This is a genomic window from Streptomyces sp. NPDC043870 (assembly GCF_056435785.1).
In genome coordinates this window covers 363,736-385,931 of the sequence record NZ_JBWKDT010000001.1, presented here as the reverse complement: position 1 = coordinate 385,931, position 22,196 = coordinate 363,736, and the positions used below count along the sequence as shown (strand labels likewise).

General features: G+C 71.7%; 21 protein-coding genes. 11 read left to right on the top strand and 10 right to left on the bottom strand.

Going from position 1 to position 22,196, the window contains the following annotated elements:
- Window positions 1–60: 60 nt before the first annotated feature.
- The 6 genes from AC0699_RS01795 (at window position 61) to AC0699_RS01770 (ending at window position 8,160) form a co-directional block, all read left to right on the top strand.
- Window positions 61–2,295: a molybdopterin oxidoreductase family protein gene (locus AC0699_RS01795; RefSeq protein ID WP_478654372.1), complete on the top strand. Its 2,235-nt coding sequence runs from the start codon at window positions 61–63 to the stop codon at window positions 2,293–2,295.
- 138 nt (window positions 2,296–2,433) lie between these two features.
- Window positions 2,434–3,825, top strand: a complete 1,392-nt coding sequence (locus tag AC0699_RS01790; RefSeq protein WP_478654369.1) for a CitMHS family transporter — start codon at window positions 2,434–2,436, stop codon at window positions 3,823–3,825.
- A gap of 1 nt (window position 3,826) precedes the next feature.
- Complete coding sequence (locus tag AC0699_RS01785; protein WP_478654366.1) at window positions 3,827–5,071, top strand: MFS transporter; 1,245 nt, start codon at window positions 3,827–3,829, stop codon at window positions 5,069–5,071.
- Complete coding sequence (locus AC0699_RS01780; RefSeq protein ID WP_478654363.1) at window positions 5,064–5,417, top strand: hypothetical protein; 354 nt, start codon at window positions 5,064–5,066, stop codon at window positions 5,415–5,417. Before AC0699_RS01785 ends, AC0699_RS01780 begins: the two co-directional genes overlap by 8 nt.
- 245 nt (window positions 5,418–5,662) lie before the next feature.
- The gene (locus tag AC0699_RS01775; protein ID WP_478654360.1) at window positions 5,663–7,054 is read left to right on the top strand and encodes an aldehyde dehydrogenase family protein; all 1,392 of its coding nucleotides are present in this window, start codon (window positions 5,663–5,665) and stop codon (window positions 7,052–7,054) included.
- Window positions 7,055–7,077: 23 nt separating this feature from the next.
- Complete coding sequence (locus AC0699_RS01770; RefSeq protein ID WP_478654357.1) at window positions 7,078–8,160, top strand: Zn-dependent alcohol dehydrogenase; 1,083 nt, start codon at window positions 7,078–7,080, stop codon at window positions 8,158–8,160.
- Between the two features lie 48 nt (window positions 8,161–8,208).
- Here the strand turns inward: AC0699_RS01770 and AC0699_RS01765 are convergent, their stop codons facing one another.
- Window positions 8,209–8,790: a putative glycolipid-binding domain-containing protein gene (locus AC0699_RS01765; RefSeq protein ID WP_478654355.1), complete on the bottom strand. Its 582-nt coding sequence runs from the start codon at window positions 8,788–8,790 to the stop codon at window positions 8,209–8,211.
- A gap of 146 nt (window positions 8,791–8,936) precedes the next feature.
- On the opposite strand from AC0699_RS01765, the gene AC0699_RS01760 reads away from it, so the two are divergent.
- Complete coding sequence (locus tag AC0699_RS01760) at window positions 8,937–10,277, top strand: MFS transporter (protein WP_478654352.1); 1,341 nt, start codon at window positions 8,937–8,939, stop codon at window positions 10,275–10,277.
- Here AC0699_RS01760 and AC0699_RS01755 read toward each other — a convergent pair.
- On the bottom strand, window positions 10,240–11,208 hold the full coding sequence (locus AC0699_RS01755) for a DMT family transporter (RefSeq protein ID WP_478654350.1): 969 nt from the start codon (window positions 11,206–11,208) through the stop codon (window positions 10,240–10,242). The two genes, AC0699_RS01760 and AC0699_RS01755, sit on opposite strands and share 38 nt — an antisense overlap.
- Window positions 11,209–11,394: 186 nt before the next feature.
- A complete protein-coding gene (locus AC0699_RS01750) occupies window positions 11,395–12,072 on the bottom strand; it encodes a TetR/AcrR family transcriptional regulator (RefSeq protein WP_478654348.1) in 678 nt (225 codons plus the stop codon).
- A gap of 65 nt (window positions 12,073–12,137) precedes the next feature.
- Here AC0699_RS01750 and AC0699_RS01745 point away from each other — a divergent pair, with 65 nt between their 5' ends.
- The 3 genes from AC0699_RS01745 to AC0699_RS01735 all read left to right on the top strand — a co-directional run bounded on the left by AC0699_RS01745 (window position 12,138) and on the right by AC0699_RS01735 (window position 14,393).
- Window positions 12,138–13,289, top strand: a complete 1,152-nt coding sequence (locus tag AC0699_RS01745) for an acyl-CoA dehydrogenase family protein (protein WP_478654622.1) — start codon at window positions 12,138–12,140, stop codon at window positions 13,287–13,289.
- Window positions 13,290–13,423: 134 nt separating this feature from the next.
- The gene (locus tag AC0699_RS01740) at window positions 13,424–13,711 is read left to right on the top strand and encodes a YiaA/YiaB family inner membrane protein (protein ID WP_469767734.1); all 288 of its coding nucleotides are present in this window, start codon (window positions 13,424–13,426) and stop codon (window positions 13,709–13,711) included.
- A gap of 58 nt (window positions 13,712–13,769) precedes the next feature.
- On the top strand, window positions 13,770–14,393 hold the full coding sequence (locus tag AC0699_RS01735; RefSeq protein WP_469767735.1) for a TetR/AcrR family transcriptional regulator: 624 nt from the start codon (window positions 13,770–13,772) through the stop codon (window positions 14,391–14,393).
- A gap of 110 nt (window positions 14,394–14,503) precedes the next feature.
- On the opposite strand, the gene AC0699_RS01730 is transcribed toward AC0699_RS01735, so the two are convergent.
- A complete protein-coding gene (locus AC0699_RS01730; RefSeq protein WP_478654344.1) occupies window positions 14,504–14,965 on the bottom strand; it encodes a MaoC family dehydratase in 462 nt (153 codons plus the stop codon).
- Between the two features lie 118 nt (window positions 14,966–15,083).
- On the opposite strand from AC0699_RS01730, the gene soxR reads away from it, so the two are divergent.
- On the top strand, window positions 15,084–15,563 hold the full coding sequence (soxR, locus tag AC0699_RS01725) for a redox-sensitive transcriptional activator SoxR (RefSeq protein WP_478654341.1): 480 nt from the start codon (window positions 15,084–15,086) through the stop codon (window positions 15,561–15,563).
- A gap of 31 nt (window positions 15,564–15,594) precedes the next feature.
- Here the strand turns inward: soxR and AC0699_RS01720 are convergent, their stop codons facing one another.
- The 6 genes from AC0699_RS01720 to AC0699_RS01695 form a co-directional block, all read right to left on the bottom strand.
- Window positions 15,595–16,311: a YoaK family protein gene (locus tag AC0699_RS01720; RefSeq protein WP_478654338.1), complete on the bottom strand. Its 717-nt coding sequence runs from the start codon at window positions 16,309–16,311 to the stop codon at window positions 15,595–15,597.
- A gap of 181 nt (window positions 16,312–16,492) precedes the next feature.
- Entirely contained in the window at window positions 16,493–17,593 is a 1,101-nt protein-coding gene (locus AC0699_RS01715) for an RNA ligase (ATP) (protein WP_478654337.1), read from the bottom strand.
- 1 nt (window position 17,594) lies between these two features.
- Complete coding sequence (locus tag AC0699_RS01710; protein WP_478654334.1) at window positions 17,595–18,458, bottom strand: 3-keto-5-aminohexanoate cleavage protein; 864 nt, start codon at window positions 18,456–18,458, stop codon at window positions 17,595–17,597.
- 101 nt (window positions 18,459–18,559) lie between these two features.
- On the bottom strand, window positions 18,560–19,171 hold the full coding sequence (locus AC0699_RS01705) for a hypothetical protein (protein ID WP_478654331.1): 612 nt from the start codon (window positions 19,169–19,171) through the stop codon (window positions 18,560–18,562).
- Window positions 19,172–19,460: 289 nt separating this feature from the next.
- Window positions 19,461–20,654: a serine-threonine protein kinase gene (locus AC0699_RS01700; protein ID WP_478654620.1), complete on the bottom strand. Its 1,194-nt coding sequence runs from the start codon at window positions 20,652–20,654 to the stop codon at window positions 19,461–19,463.
- A gap of 142 nt (window positions 20,655–20,796) precedes the next feature.
- Window positions 20,797–22,128, bottom strand: coding sequence for an erythromycin esterase family protein (locus tag AC0699_RS01695; RefSeq protein WP_478654328.1), 1,332 nt, complete (start codon window positions 22,126–22,128; stop codon window positions 20,797–20,799).
- Window positions 22,129–22,196: the final 68 nt, after the last annotated feature.

Sequence of the window (22,196 nt, the reverse complement as noted above, 5' to 3'; positions counted from 1 at the left end):
GTCGGTATGCTCGGCGGTGCCTCGCGCGTCACCGCTGCCGCCGCCCCCGGGAGGGCCCCCATGCCAGGAACCGACGCAGGAAACAGCGCCACCCGCACCGCCCTCCGTATCTGTCCCCTCTGCGAAGCCACCTGCGGGCTGACCCTCACCATCGAGGGGGACCGGGTCACCGGGGCCCGCGGGGACCGCGACGACGTCTTCAGCCAGGGCTTCATCTGCCCCAAGGGCGCCTCGTTCGGCGAGCTGGACGCCGACCCCGACCGGCTGCGGACCCCCCTCGTCCGCAAGGACGGCGAGCTGCGCGAGGCGAGCTGGCAGGAGGCCTTCGACACGATCGCGGCCCGGATCCGCCCGCTGATCGAGGAGCACGGAGCGAACGCCGTAGGGGTCGTCCTCGGCAATCCGAATGTGCACACCATGGCCGGCGGGCTCTATCCGCCGGTCCTCCTCTCCACGCTGCGCACCCGCAACATCTTCACCGCCAGCACCCTCGACCAGATGCCCAAGCACGTCTCCAGCGGACTGCTCTTCGGCAGCGCCGTCGCCATCCCGGTCCCCGACCTGGACCGCACGGACCATCTGCTGCTCCTCGGCGCCAACCCGCTGGACTCCAACGGCAGCCTGTGCACCGCGCCCGACTTCCCCGGCAAGCTCAAGGCGCTGCGCCGCCGCGGCGGCACCCTCACCGTCGTCGATCCGCGCCGCACCCGCACCGCCGCACTCGCCGACCGGCATGTCGCCATCCGCCCCGGCACCGACGCGCTGCTGCTCGCCGCGGTGGCCCAGGTCCTCTTCGACGAGGGCCTCACGGACCTCGGGGACCTGGCCCCGCACGTGGACAGCGTGGACGAAGTCCGGGAGGCGGTACGGGAGTTCACCCCCGAAGCCGTCGCCGCGGCCTGTGAGATGGACGCCGGTGAGATCCGCGCGATCGCGCGCGAGCTCGCGGCCGCCCCCACCGCCGCCGTCTACGGGCGCATCGGAAGCTGCACCGTCGAGCACGGCACCCTCGCCAGCTGGCTCGTCGACGTCCTCAACGTCCTCACCGGAAACCTCGACCGCCCCGGCGGCGCTCTCTTCCCGCTCGCCGCCACGGACCGCGCGCCCCGCCCGGCCGCCCCCGGCAAGGGTTTCACCCTCGGCCGCTGGGCGAGCAGGGTCAGCGGTCACCCCGAGGCCAAGGGCGAACTCCCGATCGCCGCGCTCGCCGAGGAGATCGAGACTCCCGGCGAAGGGAAGATCCGGGCGCTGATCACGATCGCCGGCAACCCGGTGCTCTCCGCTCCCGACGGCGACCGTCTCGACCGGGCGCTCACCGGACTCGACTTCATGGTCTGCGTCGACCCGTATCTGAACGAGACCGCACGCCACGCCGATGTCGTGCTGCCCCCGCCGCCACCGTCCCGCAGCGGCCACTTCGACTTCTCCTTCAACGCCCTCGCCGTACGCAACCAGGTCCGCTACACGCCCGCCGCCGTGCCGCTCGACGCGGGCGCCATGGACGAGTGCGAGATCCACGCCCGGCTGATCCTCGCCGTGAGCGGGATGCACGGAGCCGAGCCGTCCGCGGTCGACGACATGGTCATCGAGGGTGCACTCGCCAAGGCCGTCGCCGACCCGCACACGCCGGTCCACGGCCAGGACCCCAAGGAGCTCGCCGCCGGACTCGCCGGCCGCGGCGGCCCGGAGCGGCGCCTCGACATGATGCTGCGCCTCGGCCCCTACGACCTCACCCTCGACGATCTGCTCGCGCACCCGCACGGCATCGACCTCGGCCCGCTCCAGCCCCGGATCCCGCAGATCCTGAAGACCCGCAGCGGACGCGTCGAGCTTCTCCCCGCGCCCGTCGCCGCCGATCTGCCGCGGCTGCGGAGCGCCCTCGGCGACGCGGCCGACCGGCCCGGCCGGCTGGTCCTCGTCGGCCGCCGCCATCTGCGCTCCAACAACAGCTGGATGCACAATGTCGCCGCGCTCAACGGCGGCTCCAACCGCTGCACCCTCCAGATCCACCCCGAGGACGCGGCCCGGCTCGGACTCGACGACGGAGCCACCGCCCGGATCAAGGCGGACGGAGGTGAGCTGGAGGTCCCGGTGGAGATCACCGACGCCGTACGGACCGGGGTGGTGAGCCTCCCGCACGGCTGGGGACACGACCGTCCCGGCACCCGGATGTCGGTCGCCGCGGCCCGTCCCGGAGTCAACGTCAACCAGCTGCTGGACGGCTCGCTGCTCGACCCGCTGTCCGGCACCGCTGTGCTCAACGGCTTCCCCGTGGAGGTGTCACCACCCCGGTGATCCACCGCCCCCGTCCTGAGCTGGTCTTTTGCTCGTATTGCTCACGCGTCGACATCTTGTTGGCGCCGATGAGCGGCACCTAACGTCATCCGGACCGCCCGCCTCCGCGGGAGTTCAAAGATGAACGTTAGGTGTCCCATGCTGACAATCCTCGGCTTCGCCATGATCGCGACCTTCCTGGTCCTGATCATGATGAAGAAGATGTCGCCCATCGCGGCGCTGGTCCTCATCCCCGCACTCTTCTGTGTCTTCGTCGGACAGGGCGCGAAGCTCGGGGACTACGTGCTCGAAGGCATCGGCAACCTCGCGCCGACCGCCGCGATGCTGATGTTCGCCATCGTGTACTTCGGCGTGATGATCGACGTCGGCCTCTTCGACCCGGTCGTCCGGGGCATCCTGCGCTTCTGCAAGGCCGACCCGATGCGCGTCGTGCTCGGTACGGCCCTGCTCGCCGCGATCGTCTCGCTGGACGGCGACGGCTCCACCACCTTCATGATCACCGTCTCGGCGATGTACCCCCTCTACAAGCGCCTCAAGATGAGCCTGGTCGTGATGACCGGTGTCGCGGCCACCGCGAACGGCGTGATGAACACCCTGCCGTGGGGCGGACCGACCGCCCGCGCCGCCACCGCGCTCAAGCTCGACGCCGGTGACATCTTCGTGCCGATGATCCCCGCGCTCGGCGTCGGACTGCTCTTCGTCTTCGTCCTCGCGTACGTCCTCGGCCGGCGGGAGCGCAGGCGCATCGGCTATCTGACGCTGGACGAGGCGCTGGAGCCGGAGACCGAGACGGTCCTCGTGGCGGCGGGCGGTGGCACGGACCGTGCGGCCGCGGCCACCGGCTCCGGCGGCACGGGCGGCCCGGGCGGCACGACCGACGACGAGGGCTTCCAGGGCCTGGACCCGAAGCGCGAGACCCTGCGACCCAAGCTCTACTGGTTCAACGCCGGCCTCACCGTCGCCCTGCTCGCCGCGATGATCATGGAGCTGCTGCCGATCCCCGTGCTCTTCCTGATCGGCGCCGCCCTCGCCCTCACCGTCAACTACCCGAAGATGGCCGACCAGAAGGCCCGTATCGCCGCCCACGCGGACAACGTCCTCAACGTCGCGGGCATGGTCTTCGCCGCGGCCGTCTTCACCGGCGTCCTCACCGGCACCGGCATGGTCAAGCACATGGCCGACTGGCTCGTCGGCGCCATCCCCGAGGGCATGGGGCCGCACATGGCGCTCGTCACCGGCCTGCTGAGCCTCCCGCTCACCTACTTCATGTCCAACGACGGCTTCTACTTCGGAGTCCTCCCCGTCCTCGCCGAAGCCGGCGCCGCCCACGGCGTCTCCCCGCTGGAGATCGCCCGCGCCTCCCTCGTCGGACAGGCGCTGCACATGTCCAGCCCGCTCGTCCCCGCCGTCTACGTCCTGGTCGGCATGGCCAAGGTCGAATTCGGCGACCACACCAGATTCACCGTCAAGTGGGCCGCGCTCACCTCGCTCGTGGTGCTCGGCGCCGGAATCCTCTTCGGCATCATCTGACGTGACCGGACCGACCGCCGGGTCCAGGAGCTGGCTGCTACGCCTCGTCATCGCCTTCGGCTTCGCGCAGGGGGCGGTGTCGATGGCGCGCCCGGCCGTCTCGTACCGCGCTCTCGCCCTCGGCGCGGACGAGCGGGCGATCGGCGTCATCGCCGGTGTGTACGCGCTGCTTCCGCTGTTCGCCGCCGTACCGCTCGGCCGCCGCACCGACCACGGCAGGTGCGCACCGCTCCTGCCCGTCGGGGTCGTCCTCATCTCCGGCGGCTGCGCGCTGAGCGGACTGGCGAACTCCCTTCTCGCCATGGCCGCCTGGAGCGGGGTCATGGGACTCGGGCATCTCTGTTTCGTGATCGGCGCGCAGTCGATCGTCGCCCGCCGGTCCGCCCCCGCCGACCAGGACCGCAACTTCGGGCACTTCACGATCGGTGCCTCGCTCGGTCAGCTCGCCGGGCCGGTCGCGGCGGGCGCGGTGATCGGCGGCGACATGGCCCGTACCAGCGCGCTCGCCCTGCTCGTCCCGGCGGCCGTCGCAGCGGTCTCCTTCACGTCCCTGTGGCGGATCGAGCACCAGGTGCCCCGGGCGGGGGCCGCCACGACGACGAAGGTCCCCGTCCACCGCATCCTGCGCACGCGCGGCGTACCCGCCGGGATCTTCATCAGCCTCGCGGTGCTGTCGGCGACCGACATCCTCACCGCGTACCTCCCGGTGATCGGCGAGCACCGGGGCATCGCCCCTTCTGTCGTGGGACTGCTGCTGAGCCTGCGCGCGGCGGCCACGATCGCCTGCCGGCTGGTGATGACCCCGATGATCCGGGTCATGGGCCGTACGGCCCTGCTCACCGTGACCTGTGTGCTCGCCGGCCTGCTGTGCGGGGGCATCGCGCTGCCCGTCCCCGTGTGGGTGCTCGCCGTGATGCTGGCGGCGCTCGGCTTCTGCCTCGGGGCCGGCCAGCCGCTCTCGATGACGACGGTCGTCCGGGCCGCCCCGGCGCGGGCCCGTTCCACGGCGCTCGCGCTGCGCCTCACCGGCAACCGCCTCGGCCAGGTCGCGGCACCCGCGTCGGCCGGTCTCGTCGCGGGCGTCGCGGGCACGGCGGCGCCGTTCGTGATACTCGGGGTGCTCCTCGTGGCGGCGGCGGGTCTCGGCCTGCGGGGCGGCCGGGCTGAACACGACGTGCAAGTGCTGCGTACTACTGACCACTTGGAGAAGCGTCTCTGCGTCAATGACAGGAGCGGCAATGACTGATGGTGACGGGCCGATCATGCGCGGACTGCCGGACGGCGGGGCGGAACTGTCCGTCGTGCTGCAACTGCGCTGGGACGATGTGGCAGCGCTCGGCCGGGAAGCGAGCCGGCTGGCGGAACAGCGAGGGGCGCCGGTGAGCCTCGACGAGGCGGCGAGCCACCGGCTCCGTACGTGGTCGTCGGTGGCGAAGACCCCTGATGACAGGGGCCAGGTGCAGGCTCCGCCCTCGGCGCCCGCGCCCACGACGGCGGCGATCACCGGGAATCCCGCGGCCAGGGTCGCCTCCATCTCGCCGCCCACGGTCCGCCCGGCCCAGCCGTCGGTACTCGGCCAGACGCCGGCCTGAGAGCGGATCCTCCTCGGTCGCCGGACGGGCTCCGACGGGAGCCCGTCCGGCGACCCCAAGGACTGGGGTACGGGACGGCACGGAGCCCCCACGCGGCGCAGCCGCACATCGATGCTGCGGGAAAGGGCGGCGCAGGGGGAGAATCACAGGGCCTCAGCGCTCCGGCCGCCCTGGCGCCAGAAAACTAACACCGCTAGTTTGGGTGCGGACGACGGACTACCGAGCCACGCCCGAAGGAGAAGCGGATGAAGGCCCACGACGGGATGTACATCGGCGGCACGTGGCAGCCCGCCGCCGGCGCCGACACCATCGCGGTGGTGAACCCCGCGGACGAGCAGGTCGTCGCCCACGTCCCGGCCGGCACCGCGCAGGACGTGGACGCTGCCGTACGCGCCGCCCGCGCCGCGTTCCCCGGCTGGTCCGCGACCCCGCCCGCCGAGCGCGCCGCGAAGCTCGCCGCCCTCCGCGACGTGCTGGCCGCCCGCAAGGACGAGATCGCCGAGACCGTGACCGCCGAGCTCGGCGCGCCGCCGCAGCTGGCCCGGTCCGTCCACGCGGGACTGCCGGTCCTGGTCGCCGGCTCGTACGCCGAGCTGGCCGCCACGTACGCCTTCGAGGAGAAGGTGGGGAACTCCACCGTGCTCCACGAGCCGGTGGGTGTCGTCGGCGCGATCACCCCGTGGAACTACCCGCTCCACCAGATCGTCGCCAAGGTCGCCCCCGCTCTCGCCGCCGGCTGCACGATCGTGCTCAAGCCCGCCGAGGACACCCCGCTGACCGCGCAGCTCTTCGCCGAGGCCGTTCACGAAGCCGGTCTGCCCGCGGGAGTGTTCAACCTCGTCACCGGTCTCGGACCGGTCGCGGGACAGGCGCTCGCCGAGCACCCGGGTGTGGACCTGGTCTCCTTCACCGGCTCCACCGCCGTCGGCCGGAAGATCGGCGCGACCGCGGGCGGGGCCGTCAAGCGCGTCGCCCTGGAACTCGGCGGCAAGTCCGCCAACGTGATCCTGCCCGGCGCCGACCTCGGCCGCGCCGTCAACGTCGGCATCGCCAACGTCATGTCCAACTCCGGCCAGACATGCAGCGCCTGGACCCGGATGCTGGTGCACAAGGACCAGTACGACGAAGCCGTGGCGCTCGCTGCCGAAGCCGTCGCCAAGTACACGCCGGGCGACCGGGTCGGCCCGCTCGTGAACGCCAAGCAGCAGCAGCGCGTCCGCGGCTACATCGAGCGGGGCGTCGCCGAGGGCGCCCGGCTCGTGGCGGGCGGCCCCGAAGCCCCGCGCGAGCCCGGCTACTACGTCTCGCCGACCGTCTTCGCCGACGTCACGCCCGACATGACCATCGCACAGGAGGAGATCTTCGGCCCGGTCGTGTCGATCCTGAAGTACGAGGACGAGGACGACGCTCTGAAGATCGCCAACGGTACGGTCTACGGGCTCGCGGGCGCCGTGTGGGGAGAGCAGGAGGAGGCCGTCGCCTTCGCGCGCCGTATGGACACCGGACAGGTCGACATCAACGGCGGCCGCTTCAACCCGCTGGCGCCGTTCGGCGGCTACAAGCAGTCGGGCGTCGGCCGCGAGCTCGGCACGCACGGTCTCGCCGAGTACCTCCACACCAAGTCCCTGCAGTTCTGATAGCTCCGAGGAGAGTTGTGAGCGTGGTCCGCGCCGCAGTCCTGCCCGCCATCGGCTCGGCCCTGGAGGTCACCGGCATCCGGCTCCCCGAGCCGGGTCCCGGCCAGGTGAGGGTCCGCCTCGCCGCCGCCGGGGTCTGCCACTCCGACCTTTCCCTGTCCAACGGCACCATGCGGGTGCCCGTCCCCGCAGTCCTCGGCCACGAGGGCGCGGGCACGGTCGTCTCCGTCGGCGAGGGCGTCACCCATGTCGCCCCCGGCGACGGCGTCGTCCTCAACTGGGCTCCGTCCTGCGGAAAGTGCCATCACTGCTCGATCGGCGAGGTCTGGCTCTGCGCCGACGCCCTGACGGGCGCCGCCAGTGTCTACGCCGCCACCGAGGACGGCACCGATCTCCACCCCGGCCTCAACGTCGCCGCGTTCGCCGAGGAGACCGTCGTCGCCGCCAACTGTGTGCTGCCGGTCCCGGACGGTGTCCCGCTCACCGATGCCGCGCTCCTCGGCTGCGCGGTCCTCACCGGCTACGGCGCCGTCCACCACTCCGCCCGGGTCCGCGAGGGCGAGTCGGTCGTCGTCTTCGGCGTCGGCGGAGTCGGGCTCGCGACGCTCCAGTCCGCCCGGATCGCGGGCGCCTCCACGGTCATCGCCGTCGATGTGTCGCCGGAGAAGGAGGCCCTCGCCCGCCGGGCCGGAGCCACCGAGTACGTCGTCGCCTCCGAGACCACCGCGAAGGAGATCCGCAAGCTGACCGGCGGTCAGGGCGCGGACGTGGCCGTCGAATGCGTGGGCCGCGCCGCCACGATCCGTACCGCCTGGGACTCGACCAGGCGCGGCGGCCGTACGACGGTCGTCGGCATCGGCGGCAAGGACCAGCAGGTCAGCTTCAACGCTCTGGAGATCTTCCACTGGGGCCGTACGCTCTCGGGCTGCGTGTACGGCAACTCCGACCCGGCACGGGATCTGCCGGTGCTCGCGGAGCACATCCGCGCGGGACGCCTGGACCTGAGCGCCCTGGTGACGGAGCGGATCACCCTCGACGGCATCCCGGCCGCCTTCGACAACATGCTCGCGGGCAAGGGCGGACGGGCGCTGATCGTCTTCGAGTGAGCGTCCCCCCGGCCGGCCGCTCCTGGGCAGCCGGCCGGGGAATCCACGTCAGCCGACGCGAACGGCGATCCCCGGATACTCCAGCGGCAGCCCGCACTCGTCGTAGACCATGCGGCACTCGAAGCCGAAGGCGGGAGCCGCGTAGTCGTAGCGCTCGTGCCTGGTCTCCTCGGTGGTGCGCGTGTACGTCTGCTCCAGCCGCTCGACCGTGAGGTCGAGCGCGCGGACGTACGCCGCCGGCGCCGCCGCCGCTGCCCCCAGCGGCAACTCCAGCCGGCGCACGGGCAGGGCATTGGTCAGTGCCGAGGACTCCAGGTCCACGTCGAAGCAGCCGTCGAGGTGCGGCGCGGGGCTGCCGTCGACCAGCCAGTGCCCCGACCCGTCCGTCGTCAGTGCGGTCGTCCGGGCGCCCGACGGTGCACGACCGCGTACCCGTGCGGCGCGGGTCCTCCCGGCCGCGTCCAGCTCGATGGCGTACTCGACCGCGAAGGCGTCGCCGTCCTCCACCGCGGTCGTGCACCCCTCGACGCGCCAGCCGTCGTCCAGGAGCTGGAAGAACGCGACCTCGAAGCCCGCCCGGGCGTCCTGATGCCGCCAGGCCGCGGTCGCGGGCGGGGATGTGTAGCGCACGGCGACCACCTTTCCACGACCGTCACGCTACTGGCGGGTAATGATCGAGCAAAAACTCCTGCTGCACGAACCGTTGACCGCCATACCATCCGGTCGGTACGGTCCCCGCACTCCTCGTCCCCCGCACCCAATCGGAGTGTGCACGCATGGACACGGCACCCCCTTCCCCGCTCGCCGGTACGGCACAGTCGACCGCTCCCACCGACCGGCACCGCCGCCGGGTGGCCACCGCCGCCGCCCTCGCATCCGCCGTCGAGTGGTACGACTACTTCGTCTTCGGTATCGCCGCCGCCCTCGTCCTCGGGGACCTGTACTTCCCCGCGGGCAGCTCCTCGGCCGGTGTCCTCGCCGCCTTCGCCACCTTCGCGGTCGGCTTCCTCGCCCGGCCCGTCGGCGGCATCATCGCCGGCCAGCTCGGCGACAAGCGCGGCCGCAAGCCGATGCTCGTCCTGGCGCTCACCCTGATGGGCATCGCCACCGCCGGCATCGGGCTGCTGCCCACGTACGAGACGATCGGCATCGCCGCCCCGCTCCTGCTGGTGCTGCTCCGCGTCATGCAGGGCATCGCGGTCGGGGCCCAGTGGGGCGGCGCGATGCTGATGGCCACCGAGTACGCCCCCGAGGGCAAGCGCGGACTGTACGGCAGCCTCGTCCAGCTCGGCGTGCCCATCGGTGTGGTCACCGCGAACACCGTGTTCCTGGCGGCGGGCGCGCTCACCGACGACGCCACCTTCGCGTCCTGGGGCTGGCGGGTGCCGTTCTTCGTCGGCTTCCTCGTCCTCGGCCTCGCCTGGTACATCCACACCCGGGTCGAGGAGACCCCCGAGTTCCGCGAGGCCGAAAAGGCCCTGGCCGAGCAGGAGAAGAGCGAGACCCGGACCCGGTCCCCGCTGGGCACGATCCTGCGCCAGCACCTCGGAACGGTCTTCCTCGCCGGCGGCTCCTTCGCGGTCAACACCGCGACCTTCTACATCATCATCACCGGCGTGCTGGACTACTCGACCCGTGAACTCGGCATGGAGCGCGAGGCGGTGCTCACCGTCTCGCTCTGCGTCAGCCTCACCCAGCTCGCGCTGATACCCGCCTCCGCCGCGCTCTCCGACCGCATCGGACGGCTGCGGATCTACGCGGCCGGCGCGGTCGGCCTGCTGGTCTGGGCAGTCCCGCTGTTCCTGCTCATCGACACCAAGTCGCTGCTGTGGCTGGCCGTCGGCACCTTCGTCACCAGCTGCTTCCTCAGCATCATGTACGGGCCGCAGGCCGCGCTCTTCGCCGAGCTGTTCACGGCGGAGATGCGGTACACCGGCGCCTCGCTCGGCTACCAGATCGCGGCGGTCTTCGGCGGCGGCCTGGCGCCGTTCGTCATGGTGCTGCTGCTGGAGGCGACCGGCACCTCGATGGCCGTCTCCGGCTACATCATCGGCCTGGCCGTCATCGCGCTCGTATCGATCAGGATTCTCGCGAAGCGGGCGGCTGCCCGGGCGTGACCCCGGTTGCTCCGGCCGCCGCGGCGGCCTCCGTGACGCCGGCCCGGTCCTTCCGGGCCGGCGTACGGGACCCGGAGCGGGACACCGCGACGCCCGCCAGGCACACCACACCGCCCAGCAGTGTCAGCGGCCCCGGCACCTCATCGAGGAAGAGCCACGACATCAGCACCACCAGCGCGGGCACCGCATACGTGGTCGCGCCCATCTTCCCGGCGGTCGTACGGGCCAGGGCGTACGCCCACGTCGTGAAGGCGAGCGCGGTCGGGAACACGCCCAGGTACACCATGTTCAGCGTCGCCGGCACGGAGGCGTCGGCGGCCTCGCGGAGCAGCACCCCCGCGAACGGCAGACACGCCACCGCGCCGATCACACAGCCCCAGGTCGTCACCTGCAGCGCCGACGCGTGCCGAAGCGCCGGCTTCTGGCCGACCACACCGGCGGCGTACGACACCGCTGCCAGCAGACAGAGCAGCACACCCAGCACGGACGCCGAGCCCTCACCGGACATCGAAAGACCGACCACCGCCGCGCCCGCGAACGACACACCCATCCCGGCGAGCAGCCGCGCCGGCAGCCCCTCCTTGAGCAGCCAACCGGCGAGCAGTGCCATCACCAGCGGGCCGACATTGACGACCAGCGCCGCCGTGCCCGCGTCCACCTTCTGCTCACCCCAGTTCAGGGCCACCATGTACAGCCCGAACCAGAGCAGCCCGGAGACCGCGATCCCGGGCCACGCGGCCCGGGGCGGCAGTCCCTCACGGCGTACGGCGCATATGGCGCCGAGGACCAGCGCACCGGCGAGCAGCCGGCCGAGGGCGAGCGCGCCGGGGGAGTACTCCGCGCCGGCGCTGCGGATCGAGACGAACGCCGAGGCCCAGAGGACGACGGTGGTCGCGGCCGCGGCGAAGGCGCGCCACTGGGTCTTGGTCATGCGGCGACCGTACGTCGTGGACTCTTCGGCGCGCACCGCGATATCCCTCACCGCAGTGCATCCCTCACCGCAGTGCCTGTGCCGGTATGCCCAGCAGGTCGCGGAGGGCCGCTCCCCGTCCGCGGTGACCTTCACCGCCCGTTCCGAGCCGATGCGTACGCACCAGCCGGAGTCCGTCCAGTCCAGCTACGGCCCACCCGTCGATTCCTTCTTCGCCCATGCCCCTCGCACCCCCGCCTCGTACTGCACTGCCAGTCCGTCCAGCAGCGCCCTGAGCCCTGTCTCGAACGCCCCCTCGTCGACCTGCTCCTGCCGGTCGGCGAGCAGATGGGCCTGGCCGAGATGCGGGTAGTCGGCCGGGTCGTACGCGGTCTCGTCGTTCACGAAGCCCCGGGCGAAGGAGCCGAGTGCCGAGCCGGTGATGAAGTACCGCATCAGGGCGCCGATGTGGGTGGCCTGGGCCGGTGGCCAGCCGGCCCGGACCATGGCGCCGAAGACGGCGTCGGCGACCTTCAGGCCGGCCGGGCGGCGGCCGGGGCCGCGGGCGAGGACCGGGACGATGTTGGGGTGGTCCGCGAGGGCGGCGCGGTACGAGACGGCCCAGTCGTGCAGTGCGGTGCGCCAGTCGCGGGCGTCGGTCTCGTCGAACATCGACAGGTCGACCTTGGCGCTGACCGCGTCGGCGACCGCGTCCAGGATCTCGTCCTTGTTGCGGAAGTGGTTGTAGAGGGACGGTCCGCTCACCCCCAGCTCCGCGGCGAGCCGGCGGGTCGAGACCGCGTCGAGGCCCTCCGCGTCCACGAGCGCGCTCGCCGTCCCGACGATGCGGTCTCTGCTGAGGAGGGGCTTGCGCGGTCGGGCCATGCGGCACATAGTAGGCCCTGCCAACCAGAAACTAGCAGTGGTAGTTAAAGGCGGGATGTTCCGTGGTGAACCTGGAGTTGAGCGAGGAGCAGATGGCCGTCCGGCGGCTCGCCCGCGACTTCGTCGACCGTGAGATCACCCCGCACGTCGTCGACTGGGACCGGGCCGAGAATGTCGACAGGTCGATCGTGAAGAAGCTGGGCTCGGTCGGCTTCCTCGGGCTCACCGTCGACGAGGAGTACGGCGGCTCGGGCGGCGACCATCTCGCGTACTGCCTGGTCACGGAGGAGCTCGGGCGCGGTGACTCGTCGGTCCGGGGCATCGTCTCGGTCTCCCTCGGGCTGGTCACCAAGACCATCGCCGCCTGGGGCAGCGAGGAGCAGAAGCGGCACTGGCTGCCGAGGCTCACCGCCGGCGAGGCCCTAGGCTGCTTCGGGCTGACCGAGCCCGGAACCGGCTCCGACGCGGGCAACCTCGCCACCCGCGCCGTACGGGACGGCGGCACATACGTCATCAACGGCTCGAAGATGTTCATCACCAACGGCACCTGGGCCGATGTGGTGCTGCTCTTCGCCCGCACCGACGACACCCCGGGCCACCGCGGTGTCTCCGCCTTCCTCATACCCGCCGACGCCCCCGGGCTGACCCGCCGTACGATCCGCGGCAAGCTGGGCCTGCGTGGCCAGGCCACTGCCGAACTGGTCCTGGAAGACGTACGGGTGCCGGCCGACGCCATGCTCGGGCCCGAGGGCAAGGGCTTCTCGATCGCCATGTCCGCGCTCGCCAAGGGGCGCATGTCGGTGGCCGCGGGCTGCGTCGGCATCGCCCAGGCCGCGCTCGACGCCGCCGTCGCCTACGCGGGAGAGCGCGAGCAGTTCGGCAAGCCGATCGCCTCGTACCAGCTGGTGCAGGAGCTGATCAGCGACATCGCCGTGGACGTGGACGCGGCGCGGCTGCTGACCTGGCGGGTCGCCGATCTCGTCGACCGGGGCCAGGACTTCGCCACCGCCGCGTCCAAGGCCAAGCTCTTCGCGTCCGAAGCGGCCGTCCGCGCCGCGAACAACGCCCTGCAGGTCTTCGGCGGCTACGGCTACATCGACGAGTACCCGGTGGGCAAACTGCTCCGCGACGCGAGGGTGATGACCCTGTACGAGGGCACCAGTCAGATCCAGAAGCTCATCATCGGACGGGCGCTGACGGGGGTCTCCGCCTTCTGAACCCGCCTGCCCGAGTGGGTGGTTGAGTGCGTGCCTGCATGCCTGCGTGAGTACCTGCCTGAGTACCTGCCCGGGTGGGTGCCTGAGTACGGACGCGGATGATGCGCGGCCCGCGTCCACGCATCCTGTCGGGCATGAGTGAGACAGGGGTCAAGCAGCAGAACACGACGGCGTACTACGGCCAGGCCGTCGCCTCCTTCGCCATCGCGCTCGGCGCGGTCGCCATCGGGATCTTGAATCTGGACGCCGACGTGTGGGTGCGCGCCTTCCTCGGCATCACGGTCCTCTATCTGACGACCTCGGCGTTCACCCTGGCCAAGGTGATCAGGGACAAGCAGGAGGCCGGACAGATCGTGAACCGTGTCGACCAGGCCCGGCTGGAGAAACTGCTGGCCGAGCACGACCCGTTCCAGAAGCTCTAAGCGCTTGCTCAGGTTCGGGGTATGGTGGGCGTCCTGCTGAGTGGAGAAGGGGCGAGCGATGACTGCGGCGGAGGACACAACGGGCGAGGAAGTGCCGTGGGGCGAGGTCGCTCCCGAAGCCGCGAGGAAGCTCCTGGTCGCCGCCGTCGAGGCCTTCGCCGAACGGGGCTATCACGCGACGACGACGCGGGACATCGCCGGCCGTGCGGGGATGAGCCCCGCCGCGCTCTACATCCACTACAAGACCAAGGAGGAGCTGCTCCACCGGATCAGCCGGATCGGGCACGACAAGGCGCTCGAGGTTCTGTCGACGGCCTCCGAGGGCGGGGGCACGCCCAGCGAGCGGCTTGCCGCGGCCGTGAGCTCGTTCGTCCGCTGGCACGCCGGGCGGCACGACACCGCGCGCGTGGTGCAGTACGAGCTCGACGCGCTCTCCGACGAGCACCGGACCGAGATCGTGGAGCTGCGCCGCCGCAGCGACGCCGTCGTGCGCCAGATTCTGCGCGACGGCGTCGAGGCGGGGGAGTTCGACGTCCCTGACGTGCCGGGGACCACGCTGGCGGTGCTGTCGCTCTGCATCGACGTGGCGCGGTGGTTCAGCACCCAGGGCCGCAGGACGCCGGAGGAGGTCGGCGCACTCTACGCCGACCTCGTCCTGCGCATGGTCTCCGCCCGGAAGTGAGCGGAACGCCGGGCAGCGGCCGCGGCTCGGGTCCCGGTCGGACGAAGTGATCCCGGTCCTGGTCCTGGGCAGTAGAAGCAACCCTGGTCCGGTCCCGGTCCCGGTCCCGGTCAGAAGAAGTAGCGGGACACCGATTCGGCGACGCACACCGGCTTGTCCGAACCCTCGCGCTCCACGGTCACGACGGCCGTGACCTGCACACCGCCGCCCGCCTCCTCGACGCTCTCGAGGACGGCGGTCGCGCGCAGTCGTGAGCCGACCGGCACGGGTGCGGGGAAGCGGACCTTGTTGGTCCCGTAGTTGATGCCCATCTTCATGCCCTCGACCCGCATGATCTGCGGCACGAGCGTCGGCAGCAGCGACAGCGTCAGATAGCCGTGCGCGATGGTCTTCCCGAACGGCCCGGCGGCGGCGCGCTCGGGGTCCACATGGATCCACTGGTGGTCGCCGGTGGCATCGGCGAAGAGGTCGATGCGCTTCTGGTCGATCTCCAGCCAGTCGCTGTGGCCCAGCTGCTCGCCGACCCCCGCGGTCAGCTCCTCGGCGGATGTGAAGATCCTCGGCTCGGCCATGTCCCTGTTCCCTGCCTCTCATCCGGTCCACTCTGATGTCTAAGCGACTGCTTAGCATGGTCGGGGTGGAGGCTTCTGTCAACGGATGCCCGCACCGCAGGTCACGTAGGCTTCCGAGGTGCCGCAGATTCCGGAGAAGATCCACGAACTCACCGTCGGCCAGCTGTCCGCGCGCAGCGGAGCCGCCGTTTCCGCCCTGCACTTCTACGAGTCGAAAGGGCTCATCAGCAGTCGCAGGACCGCGGGCAACCAGCGCCGGTACGGACGCGACGCGCTGCGCCGGGTCGCCTTCGTCCGTGCCGCCCAGCGGGTCGGCATCCCGCTCGCCACCATCAGGGACGCGCTCGCCGAACTGCCGGAGGAGCGCACGCCCAACCGCGCGGACTGGGCACGGCTCTCCGAGGCCTGGCGCTCCGAGCTCGACGAGCGCATCAAGCAGCTCGGACGGCTGCGCGACCATCTCACCGACTGCATCGGCTGCGGCTGCCTGTCCTTGGAGACCTGTGTCCTGTCCAACCCGGACGACGTCTTCGGCGACCGTATGACCGGCTCGCGGCTGCTGCCGGAACGACGGTGCGCTCCGCAGGACGGGGCCTGAAGGCGGACGGGATCCGCCCCGGCGGCCCCGGTCAGCGGGGCTCGGGGAAGGCGGCCTCGCGCGGCACGAAGGAGAAGCCGACCGCGACCACCAGCACAAGGGCGCCGATGACCAGCAGGACCACCGGCGGAGCGAGCCGTTCGTCGTGGATCATCCACGCGCCCAGCAGACCGCCCGCGAACATGGCCGCCACCGAGGCCGCGCGCCGGACCTCGTTCCGCGCCCCCGGTTCGATCCGGGCGTCGAGCGCGAGGCGGGAACCGCCGATGAGGGCGGTGAACGCCCGGGTGGTGACGGTGGTGGGCATGCCCGGCACCTTCGCCCGCAGTGTGGTGACATTGCGGACCCCCATGGCCAGCGCCACCAGCGCGGACACCACGTAGTGCCTGCCGGTGACCGGTTCGCCGCCCCGCTCCATCCCCCACGCCACCAGGGCGGCGACGACCAGCAGTCCGGCCTCGGCGAACAGGGCGTCCGTGAACCACCGGTGGCCGCGCACCTGTGCGTGCGATTCGAACCGGGCGGACAGCACAGCACCCACGGTGAATCCCCCCAGCGAGGCCGCACACGCGGCCACGGAAAGCCCGCCGACGCCGGCGAGCGCGAAGGACATCAGCAGCATGTTGCCCGTCTGGACAGCAGTGAAGACCGGGCCGAGCGCGAGAAAGCTGACCGCCTCGACCAACCCTGTCGCCATGGTGAGCGCCATCATGGCCCAGGTCAGGGCGGGTTCGCGTTTCGGCTGCACGCGCCGAGTCTCGGCGGATCCGGTCGTCCGCACCGCCGATTGCGCCGACCGTGGGCGCGCGGTCCAGGGCACCCGGTGGCCCGCACCCCCGTGACGGGCCACCCGGCACCCGGTCCCTGCCCCGCGGTCGCGGTGCGTGGCGGCCCGCACCCCCGTGACGGGCCACCACACACCAGGACGGTCACTCGTACTCGGTGCCGCCCTTGCGGGTCAGATAAGCGGGGCTGACCGACTTGGCTATCGCACGGCCGCCCACCACCGGGCTGTAGCGCTCGGTGGCCGGGCGGATCACGACACCCTCGCGCAGATGCAGATCCCGCCCCGAGACCGTCTCGCGGCCGCTCGCGAACGCGAGCACCGTCTCCAGCGCGTAAGGGCCTTCGTACAGCCGTGGCACCAGAGGCAGTTCACCGTCGAGCAGCTCCGCGGCGTCCAGCCAGCGGACCTGGCCGTCGATCTCCGCCGAGACGTCGAAGACCGCGAGGCCGAGCTCCGTCGAGCGGGCGTTCGCCCCGTACGACAGGTCCTGCACGCCCGCGCCGAACACCTCACCGAAGATGCCGACCCTGCTCGCCCCCAGCTTCTCGGCGAGCCTCGCCGCGACCTCGGCGACGCCGTGGCCGTGCACCGCCCGCCAGTACAGGTTCCTCGGGTCCTCCTTCAGCGCGAGGCCCTTCGAGCCGAAGCCCTTCGAGGACACCAGCACCCTCCCCCGTGGCTCTCCGGGCACGGGAGCGACCCCCACGCCGTCGGCGACGTACGTCACCAGGCAGGCCGTGCCGTGCAGCTTCTCCGTCAGCACGACGGGCTCGCCCGGCTCGAAGATGTCCGGATACCGCTGAAGGTTCTCGATGTCGACCCACGGGAGCAGGTCGGGCGCGGACTCGACATCGCCGCTCATCGTGGGCGGGATCGGCGGCGACCACTTGGTGATGCCCAGCGCCTCGGCGAAGTCCGTGCCGTCCGCGGCCGCGCGCCCGAGATCGGTGTCCGCGAGCGCCTTCGGCCGGCAGACGATCCCCTGCGACAGCTCACCGCGCAGCCGCACCGCCTTGACCCGGTCGGACGCCTTCCCGGCTAGCCGCCCGGTCAGCCCGAGCTCCTCGATCAGCCCGGCCGGGAGCACGGCCTGCTCCGGGATGTAGACGGCGATGTCACCACTGCGGTAGGCACCCTTGGCGACGACGGCGCGATAGAGGCCCACCTGGGCCAGCTCGAGGGCGTCGGCGTTGGGATGCTCATGGATCGTCAGCAGTTCGGCGGTGACGCGCAGCGTCGACATGTCAGGGCTCCTCGGATGTGGTCTGCATCGCCCCAACTGTCGCCGCCCGGAATACCGGTGGGCCACCGGATTTCCGCTCTGGTACCTTCGCCGCCGCCGCGACCAGCTCGGCGTTGGACGCCGCCGGCCGCCCGTCGGGCAGGAACAGCACGTCCTCCAGGCCGATCCGGGTGTCCAGACCCAGTCGGCGCGCCAGCCGCAGCACCGGCCACGCGCCGCCGTCCTCGCCGTGCAGCAGCACCGGAAGCCGAAGGGGCGCACCTGCGCCGACACTGTCGCCGCACGCCGGAACCCGGTGGCGAACGGGACTCGGGGGCAGGCCGTGGGCCGCGCCCGGGCCCAGCTCGTCGAGCAGGGCGAGCGCCGAGGCTTCCGCGGTCGCGGGGTCCGGATCCGTCACCTCGGCCAGCACCCGCAGCACCCGGGGCGCGAGCGGCGACCGCAGGAACTGCTGCGGCCCGTCCGTCCCGGACCAGAGGCCCGCCTCCACGCCCACCCCGCGCTCCAACAGCGCGGCCGCGACCTCCTCCGCCCCGTCCTCGTGCCAGTTGACCGACGCGTGGTCGGGCAGCACCGTCCAGGCGCGGACGCGCTCCACCCGTCGCTCCGGATCCGGCTCGGCCCACGCACCCGTCGTCACCCCGACCGGTACGCCCCCCACCACGGCCCGTATCGCCGTGAGCACGGGGGCGATCACGCGCGGCGCGAGCGAGTCGCTCCCACACGGCGTCTTCGGATGCACATGGACGCCGGCCGCGCCCGCGGCGAGCGCGGCCGCCGCCGACTCGGCCAGCGCGTCCGGCGACATCGGCACCGCGGCCGAATCCCCCGCGCCACGGGCCCCGTTGAGACAGACCTGGATCATGCCTTCGATGGTGCCAGGCGCCACTGACAACGCGGGGGGCCACCGCTCGGCGGCCCGCCCCCGCGCGCCGCGTCCCTCCGGCCTGATCCAAAAAACAGGCCCTACGCCACCGACGCGAGTTCCCTGCCCCGGATCCGCTTGGCGGTCCTGAGGGCCTCGTCCGTGAGCACGGGCTGCGGCACCACGACTCCGCACCCGGCGCACACCGGACCGTACGACGGTTCGTGGTCCAGACCCTGACGCCAGACGATCCGGTTCCCCGCACACACCGGGCAGACCGTTCCGGGCGCCGCCTCCAGTGCCGCGATCAGCCGGCGCAGCACCTCACCGAGCGGGTCCGAGGGGTGCACCGCCGGATCGTCGCAGCGGGCGACCCCGTTGCCGCCCCAGGTGCGCCGGTGCCAGTCGTCGAAACTGCCGGGCCGCCGCAGCCCCTCGTGCTTCTCGCGCCTGCGGCGCTCCGCGAACTCCTCCTCGTACGCGAGCCACACGGCCCGCGCGTCCTCCAGTTCATCGAGCGCGGCCACCAGCCGCGCCGGATCGGGTTCCCGGTCCTCGGGCTCGATCCTGTGCCTCGCGCACAGGTGGTCCCAGGTCGCCCTGTGCCCGTACGGGGCGAACCTCTCAAGGCACTTGCGCAGTGAATACCGCCGCAGCGCCAGATCACATCGCGGGTCGCGCACCTGTCTCGCAAGACTCCGGAAACCGGCCATTGCACCGCCACCTCCGTCGCTCGTACTTCGTCGCTCGTACTTCCGCGTCGAGGAATGGACGTACGACTACCCGATCCGGCTCCATCGAAAATCCGTTGGAGTACCGGATGTGATGGTCGCCCGGACGGGGCCCAGGATGCGCCCATGGGTGGGGAGAGCACACGGTTCCAGGAAGAGCGGCTGCCGGACGAGGCAGTGCCGGCCATCGTCGCCGAGCGGCTGACCTCGGAGTTCGGGAGTACGGGGACGCTGGAGCCGGGCCGGCTGAAGGGCCCCGGCACCCTTGCGGTCAGCGCCCCACCCTGCCCGCCGCCAGCACGACCCGAGCCAGCTCCGGATGCAGGATGTCGCTGTGCGCCCCGGACGGCGGCCCGCCGTGGCGCACCACCGACGCCGCGTCGACATTCACGCACCCGGCGGCCGGGAGCCCGTCGCGCAGCGCCTCCTCCAGGGTGAGCCGGCGCGTGCCGGCGACGGCCTGGATGCCGTCGTGGCCGACCGCCCACCAACGTTTGTCGAGACCGACGAGCGTCGAGGAGTCCCCTGCCATCCGGGACGCCAGCGGATAGATCACGCCGAGCGCCGTGTCATGCCGTGAGAAGCAGGCGACCAGCGGCCCGTCGACCCGGTGCTGCATGTCGCGCAGCACCCCGCTGCTGCCCTTGGCATGCGGAAGCGACGGCGCGAACGCGTAGTGCGAGAAGGCGCCTTGCAGCAGGGTCACCGACTTCACCGGGCGGGCACCTGCGGGCAGCCCCCGCAGCGCGAACGCGACGAGCCGCGCGCCCTGGCTGTGCCCCACGAGATGGACGCGTGTGGTGGGGGAGGAGCGGGCGAGCTGCCCGAGCAGCGGCCCGAGCCCGAGCTCCCCGACCGTCCCGGCCCGTCTTTTCATCGTGTAGTACGTGGCCTGGCGGAGCACTTCCCGTGCGCCCTTCCACAGCTTCTTCAGTCCACCACCGATCGCGAGTGAGGGTTCCGCGCCTTCGAGCGCCTCGGTGAAGATCCGGCAGACCTCGACGGGGTCCTCCCGGAGGAACAGCGGCTCGCCGTCGTCGGCCACGTCGCCGACGAGTCCGGCGGTCGTGGCCTCGGTCAACTCCCTCACCAGCAGCCCGAATTCATCGAAGGCCGCGTGCGATGCGGGTTCCTCCGCGAGCAGCACCGCCAGCCGGCCCAACGCCGCTTCCCGGCCCGGAAAGACTCCGGCAAGCGCCTCGAAGTCCGGCACCGGCTCGTCGGTGAACATCATCGAGGGCCACACGACCCCCGCGTACCCGACGCGTGCGCCGGGCGGAAGGAGGCCCGGGAACGGCTCGAAGAAGCGCGAGCAGAAACGCGTCGCCGTGGACCGGGAGTTGTTCCAGCCATGCGCGAGCATCACGAGATCCGTGACCCCCGGTCCCACGAGAGCGTCCCGCTGAGCGGGGTCCGCATCGCCGTCCGCGTCGAACGTGATCTCCCGGTACGGTCGCACACTCATCTCGTTCACGGGCGCGTCCCTCCTCCCCCCAGGGCTCCGTCCTGGGGACCTCCACCGAAGACCGCTGCTGACCCAGCATCCCGCGGCGGTTGAGGGACGGCCAGACCCGTGGCGAGTGCCGGTCAGTGCCGGTCAGAGCCGGTCAGAGCCGGTTCGACGCGGTCACCCGGTGGAGATGGATCAGCAGGTCGTACGAGGTGCCCAGCCGCACCGGCTCCGGCTCGGCCGGCCAGGAGTTGCCGATGTTCCGGGTCGGACGGACCTCGCCCAGCCACTTGCGGGCCGCGTCGGGCGCGGTCCGCAGATCGAGGTAGTAGTCGCGGCCCGACACCCGCTCCAGGGTGTGCTCATTGCTCCCCGTCGGCATCGGCCCCACCGAGAACCTGCGGATCGGCTCGGCCGGATCGGTCATGTCGAGCGCGTTGAACGACCCCTGCCCGAAGGTGAATCCGACGCTCACATACGCCGTGCCCATCATGTCGCGCACGAACGCGCCCTGCAGCTTCGGGTACTGGGCGGGGCTGCTCGTCTCGTACCCCACATGCCCGTTGTGCGCCGAGAGCAGCATCCGGTGCCCGGTCTGCCGCTGCCACCACACCGTGTTCTCGGCCATGACCCGGTCCCGGTGGAGCATCGCCCGACCGAGCTGCTCCGGGTCGAAGAAGTCGTACGCGTACATCGCGCCGGTCGCGGCGATGACCCGGGCGTACTGGAGCACCCAGGCGTGCCGCTCGCGGTCCGGCCCGGGCCGCTGCCGCTCCAGCAGTTCCAGAGCCTGCCGCACCTCACCGGCCAGTGCCTTGCGCTCGTCGAGCGGCTTCACCAGATACGCCTTCATCGTCTCGTCGACGGACCCGGCCGGCCGCGACGCCCGGTAGAGCCGGCTGATCCGCGGAAGCAGCGCGGGATACCGCTCGCCGACGTAGTCCGTCACGGTGTCGAAGAGCTGCGGCCCGGCGTACCCGACGTCGTTGCCCATGAACTGCACCTGGTGGCCGGGGTGCCGGAGGTTGTGCTCCCGCATCCAGCGGATCAGGTCCAGATACTCCCGGGTGTGCCACATGAGATAGGAGTTCTGGAACTCCTCACGCATGATGCGCCGGGGATCCCCCTTCCCGTGCAGCACATAGTCGTTGAGCCGGAGCCCAGCGCTCCAGTTCGCTTCCAGGGCGTACGTCGTGAAGCCCTTCCGCTCGACGAGATGCCGGAAGAGCCGGTGCTTCGTCGTGAAGAACTCACGGGAGTTGTGGGTGGCCTCGCCGACCCCGACGACCTTCGCCTCGCCGGTCATCCGGCCGAACGGCCGGAGATCCGACAGGGGCTCGGCCGCCCGCGCCAGCGCGGGTAACGGATCGCCGCCGCGAGCGGCGGGGGAGGCATCGGCGCGTGCGGCGGGGGCGGTCGCGGCGAGCGTCGTGAGGCAGAGGACGGCCAGCAGGAGCCGGTGCAGGTGATGACGTGTGGAAACGCGCATGCGTCAAGGGTGTCGGCGGGCCGGCAGGGCCCGCCATCCGGCCATCACCCCTGCGCGGGCGGGGGAAT